This window comes from Prosthecobacter sp. (assembly GCF_014879935.1).
In the GTDB taxonomy this organism is placed as follows: domain Bacteria; phylum Verrucomicrobiota; class Verrucomicrobiia; order Verrucomicrobiales; family Verrucomicrobiaceae; genus Prosthecobacter.
Genome location: NZ_JACSRD010000236.1, coordinates 1 through 8,981 on the forward strand (window position 1 = coordinate 1; position 8,981 = coordinate 8,981).

6 protein-coding genes are annotated in these 8,981 nt (G+C 63.5%); 2 read left to right on the forward strand and 4 right to left on the reverse strand.

Annotated features, from left to right (window positions below):
* The 3 genes from IAE77_RS27150 to nuoF form a co-directional block, all read right to left on the reverse strand.
* Positions 1–995 (reverse strand): right-handed parallel beta-helix repeat-containing protein (locus IAE77_RS27150; protein ID WP_294233722.1); only part of this gene is annotated, 995 nt, incomplete at its 3' end.
* A gap of 93 nt (positions 996–1,088) precedes the next feature.
* Entirely contained in the window at positions 1,089–1,733 is a 645-nt protein-coding gene (locus IAE77_RS27155; RefSeq protein ID WP_294233725.1) for a hypothetical protein, read from the reverse strand.
* 72 nt (positions 1,734–1,805) lie between these two features.
* Positions 1,806–3,203: an NADH-quinone oxidoreductase subunit NuoF gene (gene nuoF / locus IAE77_RS27160; RefSeq protein ID WP_294233728.1), complete on the reverse strand. Its 1,398-nt coding sequence runs from the start codon at positions 3,201–3,203 to the stop codon at positions 1,806–1,808.
* A 112-nt stretch (positions 3,204–3,315) separates the two neighbouring features.
* Between nuoF and IAE77_RS27165 the strand changes: the two genes are divergently transcribed.
* A complete protein-coding gene (locus IAE77_RS27165; RefSeq protein WP_294233731.1) occupies positions 3,316–5,268 on the forward strand; it encodes a DUF1549 and DUF1553 domain-containing protein in 1,953 nt (650 codons plus the stop codon).
* A gap of 50 nt (positions 5,269–5,318) precedes the next feature.
* Here the strand turns inward: IAE77_RS27165 and IAE77_RS27170 are convergent, their stop codons facing one another.
* A complete protein-coding gene (locus IAE77_RS27170) occupies positions 5,319–6,833 on the reverse strand; it encodes a sialidase family protein (protein ID WP_294233734.1) in 1,515 nt (504 codons plus the stop codon).
* Positions 6,834–6,968: 135 nt separating this feature from the next.
* Between IAE77_RS27170 and IAE77_RS27175 the strand changes: the two genes are divergently transcribed.
* The gene (locus tag IAE77_RS27175) at positions 6,969–8,378 is read left to right on the forward strand and encodes a hypothetical protein (protein ID WP_294233737.1); all 1,410 of its coding nucleotides are present in this window, start codon (positions 6,969–6,971) and stop codon (positions 8,376–8,378) included.
* The last annotated feature ends 603 nt before the right edge of the window (positions 8,379–8,981 follow it).

The window sequence follows — 8,981 nt, forward strand, 5'->3', positions numbered from 1 at the left end:
TTGCCGGTGATGAGGTTGTCGGTGTCGCGGTGGCCGGTGGAGATGCCGACGCGGTTGCCCTCGATGGTGTTTTGCTCGGCGAGGCCGTATTTGACGCCCCAACAGAAGAAGATGCCGATGTCGTTGCCGCGCAGGGTGTTGTTGCGGATGACGGGCCGCTGCGAGCCGCTGCCGGGATGCAGGCCGAGGTTCTTGTTGTTCTCGCTGACGCAGTTCTCGACGATGACATCGTGGCAGATCTGCCAGGAGATGCCGTCGCCGTGGTTGTTGCGGGCGGTGACGCCGCGGATGTGGATGCGGTTGCAGTCCTGGAGGAAGATGCAGCCGGCGTAGTTGCCATCGAGCTCGGCGTTGTGCTCGCGGTTGCCGTCGAGCACGAGGTTTTCGATGCGCAGGTCGTTCACGAACTCGCCGCTGAGCAGCGGGAAGAGCGTGGCGCAGGTGGCATCGTTCATCTGCCAGAGGTTTTCGCGCAGGGGCTTGTCGAGCTTGAAGCGGTTGCCGCTGCGGGCGGTGAGCGTGCGCTTGAGCACGGTCTGGCGGCCGGTTTTGGCGTCCTTCGCCCGCAGGCACACGCCATCGCCCACGCGGAAGCCGGTGGGGTCGTGCAGGGTGATCTCCTGGTCATACCAGTCGCTGTCGAGCTTCAGCGGCATGGTGGTGGAGGGCTCTTTGATGAGCAGCGTCTTGTCGCCCTCGCCGATGAGGTGGACGCCGCTTTGCAGATAGACGGCGTTTCGCAGCCGGTAGGTGCCCGCCTTGATGCGCACTGTGCCGCCGCCCAGCCTCGCCACATGATCCACCGCCGCCTGGATGGCCCGCTGGTCGCTCCCGACGATGTCCGCGTCCTTCGTGCCGACAGTGATGGTCAAAGATTCCTCCCAAGTCGGCTGCACCGCCGTGTCGCCGCTCGTCTGCCGCGGCACCGTGACCTCCGGCCGCTCCGCAGCGAAAAGCGAGGACGTGAGCGCGAGTAGGAGCAGTGCGGGTTTCATGCAGGAGTTACGCTCGGTGGCGGTGGAATCCATCCACACCGCGAGAGATGAAAGAACCGCAGAGAAGGGCAAATTCGGTGTTCTCGAGTGATGTCACTGGTGCCACGAACAGATGTTGTCTTCCCAAGTCTTGGGATCGCGATCTGGACCGGAGGAGTAGATGATGACTTCGGCTGGCAATGTGGGCGGAGGCGGAGTCTGTCTGCATTTCTCCGCATACTTCGGGTTTGACTGGTCGGCTCCGAATTCGGGATTGGTGATCTTCTTGGCTTCATTCGTGTCGAGGATCAGGTAATAGAGCTCGCCCCAGCGGTCACGGAGCGCCCATTCATTGTCATCCTTCCAGAGGCCGAATCTACGGTCACTGTCGAAGGGGCTGTCAAAGAATCTGATGGAGCGGGGATTCAGTTCGCTAGCTTCTTTGCCAAGCAAAGCAGGCAAGATTGGCCCCTGCGTACGGATGGCAATGTCTGTATGATGTGAAGTGGCTCCAAGGATCGGGAGCCGATTGTATTCGATCTCATATGAATGAATCGCGAGACGAAGATCTTTGATGACAGTGTGGACTTGTGTCGGGCGAAGTTTCTTCGCGGCGTGTTCCGGGAAAAAGGTGATTTCAACAACCGCAATTGCCATCGCGGCGACGAACAAGCCGGAGAGAGACGCGACGATAAACACCAACCATCTGAAGACAGACCTTTTCGGCTTTGCCGTCTGAGTTGGGTTGGCACTATGCATGCCAGCGTTTTACCCGACAGAGACATTCTCTGTCGAGTTTCTGATGACTACCGACGACCCGTCAGCGCTCCATCATTGAACCACCAAGCTCGCCGCCGCGACGAGTGTCTCTTCGTTGACGATCTTCCCGGCGAGGTCGGCTTTACAGTCGGCTTTGAGTTCGTCGCGGAATTTGCGGACGAAACTCTGCGTGGGCCAGGCGCTGGCTTCGCCGAAGGCGCAGATGGTGCGGCCGTCGATTTGCACGGCGACTTGCTCCAGCGTGTCCACGTCGTCGGGGCTGGCGTTGCCGGAGACGATGCGGTCGCTGATCTTTTTCATCCACAGGCTGCCTTCGCGGCAGGGGGTGCACTGGCCGCAGCTCTCGTGGGCGTAGAAGTTGTTCAGGTTGTTGATGACCCAGCTCATGCTGCGGCTGTCGTCCATGATGATGACGCCGCCGGAGCCAGCCATGGTGCCGCAGGCGGCCATGGTGTCGAAGTCCATCGGGATGTCCATGATGGTGAGTTCGCGGCCGTCTTTGAGCTTAAACTTCTCGTCGGCACGCAGGACCTTGGCGGAGGAGCCGCCGGGGATGATGGCTTTGAGTTTGCGGCCGGGCTTCAAGCCGCCGCAGAGGTCGTTGATGACCTCGCCCATGGTGAGCTTGCCGACCTGGATTTCGTAATAGCCGGGCTTTTGCACGTCGCCGGACACGCAGAGGATGCGGGTGCCGGTGTTGTTCGGCGTGCCGAGCTTGGCGTATTCCGCGCCGCCCATCTGCAGGATGTGTTTCACATGGCAGAGGGACTCGACGTTGTTCACGATGGTCGGGCTCATGTAGAGTCCGAGTGCCGCGGGGAAATAGGGCGGCTTGATGCGCGGGTAGGGGCGCTTGCCTTCGAGGGACTCGATGAGGCCGGTCTCCTCGCCGCAGATGTAGGCTCCGGCGCCGCGGTGGACGTAGATTTCGCAGTCAAAGCCGCTGCCGAGGATGTTTTTGCCGAGGAAGCCCTTCGCGTGGGCCTCCGCGATGGCTTTTTCGACGATGATCGCGGCCTGGGGGAATTCTTCGCGGATGTAAATGTAGGCCAGCTTGGCCCCCACCGCGTAGCAGGCGATGGTCATGCCCTCGATGAGCTGATGCGGGTCTTGATGCAGGATGTAGCGGTCTTTGAAGGTGCCGGGCTCGGATTCGTCAGCGTTGCAGATGAGATAGACGGGCTTGGTGTTCGTGGGCGGGATGAAGCCCCATTTCATGCCGGTGGGGAAGCCCGCACCGCCACGACCACGCAGACCGCTGGCTTTCACCTCGTTCGTGATGGCGCTGCGCTCCATGCCGAGGGCCTTTTTGAGCATCTCGTAACCGCCGTCGGCGATGGCGCATTCGATGGAGGTGTTCCAGCCGACGCGATCCACGTTTTTGAAGATCAGACGATGTTCGCGGGCGTGAGGTTCTTTGCCGGGGAGATACTGGACGGGGGAGGCCATGGGCGCAGTATTCCAGTGTGAATAAGCGCGGCAACCGGGATTTGTGAAAAAATTCACAAGCTGGATGCGGCCGGTCATGAAAGCATCACGTGGCAGCCGCAGTAAGTGTGGCATGCCCGTCACCAAAATGCTCCCGACTGCGCTGATGCTGCTGGCTTCAGCGGGAATGGTCGTTGCGAAGAAAGACGAAGGCCCGAGGCCTGTGCCGTGGTCCTTTGCACCGCTGAAACGGACGCCTCTTCCCAAGGTGAAGGACACCACTTGGCCGAAAACTCGAATTGACTACTACGTCCTCGCTCAAATGGAGAAAGCGGGCATGAAGCCGGCGCCTAGGGCGGACGAGCGTGTGTTGCAGCGACGACTGTCGTTTGATCTGACCGGCCTGCCACCATCCGACGTGTCGGAAACGTCAAACTGGTCCGACAAAGTGCGCAGCACCCTGGCCAATCCCCACTACGGCGAGCGTTGGGCCCGTCACTGGCTTGATCTGGCGCGTTATGTGGATCAGACGCCGGACTGGCTCGACTCGACCAAGTATTCCTACCTCTACCGCGACTGGGTGGTGCAGGCGTTCAATGAAGACATGCCGTATGACCGCTTCGTGGTCCGGCAGCTTGCGACGGACTTCCTCCCGGAGTGTGGACCGAAGGACCGCGTGGCGCTCGGCTTCATCGGCCTGAGCCCGACTTATTTCAAAGAGCTGCAACTGCCCCCGGAGATCATCAAAACGACCGTCGCCGACGAATGGGAGGAGCATGTGGATGCCATCGGCCGCACGTTCCTGGGGCTGACGCTGGCCTGTGCGCGTTGCCACGATCACAAATCGGACCCAATCACGGCGCAGGACTACTACGCGCTCGCCGGCGTGTTCGCGTCGGTGAAGCTCTCCGAATTGCCGACGATGAGCGATGAGTTCTGGAGACCGGTGGAGAAGGCTCGTGGCGATGTCGCGTCGCTCGAAAAGCAGATCAAGGAGCTGGCGAAGAAGAAGCCGAAGGATCTGAAGGAGCAGACCGCCGCTTTGCAGACGAAGATCGATGCGATCAAAAGCAGCACACCACACTTCAACATGCTGATGGCCAACGCCGTCGAGGAGGCCGCGCTCTTTGTCGTGAACAAGGAGAAGGAGCACGGTACAAAGCTTGACTACAAAATGGGCATGGCCCGCGATCTCGAACTGATGAAGCGCGGCAATCCAAACGACCTCGGCGAGACTGTGCCGCGTCGTTTCCTGTCCGCATTCCCGTCGAAAACCGGCCTGCCGCGCAAATTCTCCACGGGCAGCGGTCGTTTGGAGCTCGCCCAGGCGCTGGTGGAGGATGCGGCGCCTCTCACGGCACGCGTGATCGTCAATCGCGTGTGGAAACATCACTTCGGCCGCGGTTTGGTCGATACCCCGAGCGAGTTCGGCAACCTCGGCGAGCTGCCGACGCATCCCGAGCTGCTCGACGATCTCACCGGCCGCTTCATGGAGCACGGCTGGTCGATCAAGTGGCTGCATCGCGAGATTTTGAACTCGGCGACATGGCAGCAGAGCAGCGTCGTGGCCGCAGAATCGGAGAAGCGTGATCCAGAGAACAAGCTCTACGCCCGCATGCTGCGTCGCCGCCTTGATTGGGAATCGTGGCGCGATGCGATTCTCTCGGCCTCCGGGCAGATCGATCTCAAGATGGGCGGTCCGGCCGCAGCGATCAGCGATATGAAGAACACCCGCCGCTCTCTCTACGGCGCATCCGATCGTCAGGACATGGATCCGATGCTGCGAATCCACGACGTGCCCGATCCCGGAGCGCACAATCCGTGGCGCACGGAGACGATCACTCCGTTGCAGGGGCTGTTTGCACTCAATTCACCCTTCATGCAGCAGCAGGCGGATGCGTTTGGCCGCTGGGCGATGGAGCACGACGTGGATGCGGTTTATGCGCGTCTGTTTGGCCGCAAACCCAGCGCTCATGAGGCAGAAGTCGCCCGCGCCTTCGTCAGCGGTCGGGAAAAGGAGGCCGTCACGTGGTCGCAGTATGCGCAGGCGCTGCTCGCCGGGAACGAGATGCTGTTTGTGGACTGAGCCGTCGCGGCCGTCAGCAAAGCGGGCCACACCGAGGACGGTGCGCACCGCTATTTCGGGGCTGGGACGGCGGAGACGACGACGGAGGTGTCCGGTGCCTTGCCGGAGTAGAACGAGACGTAGTGCTTGCCGCCGATGACCGTGGCGTTCGCGTTGCCGGCATCAAAGGTGACCTTGCTGCCGATGGCGATGGCCTCGGAGCCGGGCCAGCTCAGCGGATGGTCAAACACGAGATCGGGATCGACGACACGACGCCGCAGGATGCCGCGGCCGCGCTCATAGTAGTAGTTGCTCAGCAGCCCCGTTTTGGCGTCGAGGATCAGGCTCGGCGTGGAGGCCGTGACATCGCTGATGTTGGTGCGCGTGCGAGTCCACGTGGCTCCGTGGTCCGTGGAGATGATCTGGAACTGCGCGGGCCCGGTCTCCGTGCGCGCGATGGCGAGGATCCTGCCATCGCCGAGGTAAACGGCGGCGGGTTCGGTCGGCCAGTCGGGTTTCAGCAAACCGGTTTCGACAGGTGTTTGCGTCCACGTCCTGCCATCGTCGCTGCTGGTCATCGTGCCCCAGGATTGCGTGGGCTTGTCGCTGTAATCGCCGCCGAACCACAGCGCCATGAGTCCGACTTTCGGGACGCTGAAGACATCGGTGATCTGCATCGGGCGCACGGCGAGTGTCGGCGTCGCGATGCGCGTGAAGGTGATTCCGTCGGTGCTGCGGTAGAGGTCGTGGTGCCACTCGTTTTTGCCGATGCGGCGCACCCAGAGCAGCATCGCCCCGGTCGCATCCAGCCCTTTCCCGACCGCGACCTCGCCATAGCCGGACGCGTCGGCGACCACGGTCTCCGGCGTCCACGTTGCTCCGCCATCGGTGGAGGTGCGGGCGTAAACGGCGCGATCGTCGCTGGCGATGGAATGCCCTTTGCCGCGGCCATACACACAGACCAGCTTGTCGCCGATCGCGTGGATCATCGGCCACGAATTGTAGCCGCTCACGTCCTGCACCACGTGCGGTTTCGGGAGGGCGTTCAGCGGCGTCACCTTCACGGCGGCCAGCCCCGTGGGCTTGATGAACGTGTCGCCGGGATCACCGGGTTCGCGTTGAATGCGCACGGTGAGCGGCGTGTCGGGCACGACTTCGTAGTAGGACTCCAGCAGGATCGTTCGCGAATGGAAGGCGGCGGCAGACAGCGCGGTGCGCACCGGCTGGCCCAGCGCATAGCGCTCGGTGAACGGCCCGCCCGCGACCATCTGCGACAGGTGGACACGATAGACATCTTGAAACTCGGGGCTCGTCGTCTCGTCCGTCGTGGTCACGACGATCTCGACCTTCACCGCCGCGCACCCTTTGGGGAGGCCGACGACGATGCCGCACACCGACTGCCCCTCCGTGCCGCCCGACAACGACCACACCGGGATGTGCGTGGAGCCTTTTGACATCAGCACCAGCGAAGGCTTGCCCGTCGCGATGGACATCTGGTTCGCGTCCAGACAGACCGGGGGATGCTCCGCCCCTTGGCAGGCGATGGCGAAGGCAAGCAGGGGCAGGATGGGCGGGAGAATGCGCATCCACAGGTGTCGGCAGGAGAGGCCGGGCGGTCAAGCCTCCCCGCCATCCGGACATCTTTCCCCAAGGCCTTCTCTCCTTTACACCTGCCCATCTCTGATCATTCATGCCCGCCCGTTTTCAGACCCCCCACCGCGATGACCAAGCTCGACCCCAAATTTGTCTCCCTTCTCACTGACACCGCCCAGAAACTGCAGGAACTGGAAGTGCAGCCCCGCGTGCTTGACGAATCCGCCCCGGCGCTGGCGGCCACGGCTGCGGAGCTCAGCCAGCAGTTGACCGATTATGCGCTGCAACTCACCGCCGCGCTGGAGGCCAAGGTGGCTACGGACATTGCGGCCCGGGAGGCTGCCAAGGCCCAGGCGCTCGCGGAGAAGGAAGCTGCGCGAATCGCCGCGTTGGAGGCCAAGGAAGCCGCCCGTCTTGAGAAGGAGGCGGCCATCGCCGCCGCCAAGGCACAGGCCCAGCTCGAACTCGAGGCCATGCGTGCCGCCGCTGCTGCCATCAAGGCCAGGGAATTGGCCGAGAAGGAGGAAGCAAAGGCCCGGGCGCTGGCGGAGAAGGAAGCGGCCCGTCTTGCCAAGGAACGTGAGGCTGCCGAGAAGGTCGCCGCGAAGGAACGTGCCATTGCCGAGCGGCTCGCCGCCGTTCTGGCTGCTGCCGAGGCCAAAGCGGCCGCCCTGGCTCAAAAGGAGGCTGAAAAGGCCGCCGCGCAGGCGCAAAAGGAGGCCGAGAAAGCCGCCGCTGAGGCAGCCAAGGAGGCCGCCCGCATCGCCAAGGAGCAGGAAGCCGCCGAAAAAGCGGCTGCCAAGGCCCAGGCGCTCGCAGAAAAGGAAGCCGCGAAGGAAGCCGCCCGTGTGGCGAAGGAGCAGGCCGAGGCTGAAAAGGCCGCCGCGAAGGAGGCCGCACGCCTTGCCAAGGAACAGGAGGCTGCCGAGAAAGCCGCTGAGAAGGAACGTCTCCTGGCCGAGCGCATGGCCGCGATGGCCGCCGCTGCCGAGGCCAAAGCCGCCGCCCAGGCCCAGAAAGACGCTGAAAAGGCCGCCGCTGCCGAAGCCAAGGAGGCCGCCCGCCTCGCCAAGGAACAAGCCGATGCCGAGAAGGCCGCTGCGAAGGAGGCTGCCCGCCTGGCGAAGGAACAGGCCGACGCCGAGAAGGCTGCGGCGAAAGAAGCTGCCCGCATCGCGAAAGAGCAGGCCGATGCGGAAAAGGCTGCCGCCAAGGAGGCCGCGCGTCTTGCCAAAGAGCAGGCCGAGGCCGAGAAAGCCGCTGCCAAGGCCAAGATCCAGGCCGAAAAGGAGGCCGTCCGTCTCGAGCAGGAAAAGCGAGCCGCTGAGGTGGCCGCCACCAAAGCCCAGCAGGACGCCGAGCGTCAAAAAGCCGCCCAGATCGAGGAGGAGGCCAAAGCCCGCCGCGCCGAAGCCCGCGCCAAGACGCTCGCTGAATACGAGGCCAAGCAGAAAGCCCGCCTCGCCGCCGCTGCCGCCCAGCTCGCCGCCGAAAAAGCCGCGCTGGCTGCCGAGAAGAAGGCGAAGGCATCGGCGTGACGTCCCGGTCAGTGGCGGAAGCTCGGATCGAGCTTCCGCAGCCGAGGCTGGAAAGGAGCGCGGGCCTCCGAGCCCGCAGCGCTCGGCAAACCTGTAGCGCGCTCGCTGCATCCAGCCGACCGCAGTCAAACCGTGATCACCGTGCTTGCGGCACGGCGGGTGGCTTGTGCGTTGGTGCTGCGGACGACCCGCTGCGGACTCGGAGGTCCGCGCTCCAGGGTGCGTTGTTGGTGCGTTGTTGGCGGGTGCTCGTGAAGGAGCGCGGGCCTCCGAGCCCGCAGCACTCGGCAGACAGGCAGCGCGCTCGCTTGATCCAGCCGACCGCGGCCAAACCGGTGATCACCGTGCTTGCGGAAAGGCTGGGGGGCTTGAGCGTCGAGTTCGTGGACGACCCGCTGCGGACTCGGAGGTCCGCGCTCCGGGGTGCGTTGTTGGCGCGATGTTGGCGCGTTGTTGATTCGGCGTGAGTTTTTGCTTGCGGCGTCATCGGGGAGTTTATTTCATCGCGGCATGAGCCAGCCGTCGAAACCGCGTCGATCGGGGCTGCCGCATCGTCCTGAGGTGCGGCGGGTGGTCGAGCGGCAGAGGGAGGTGTCGCCCAAG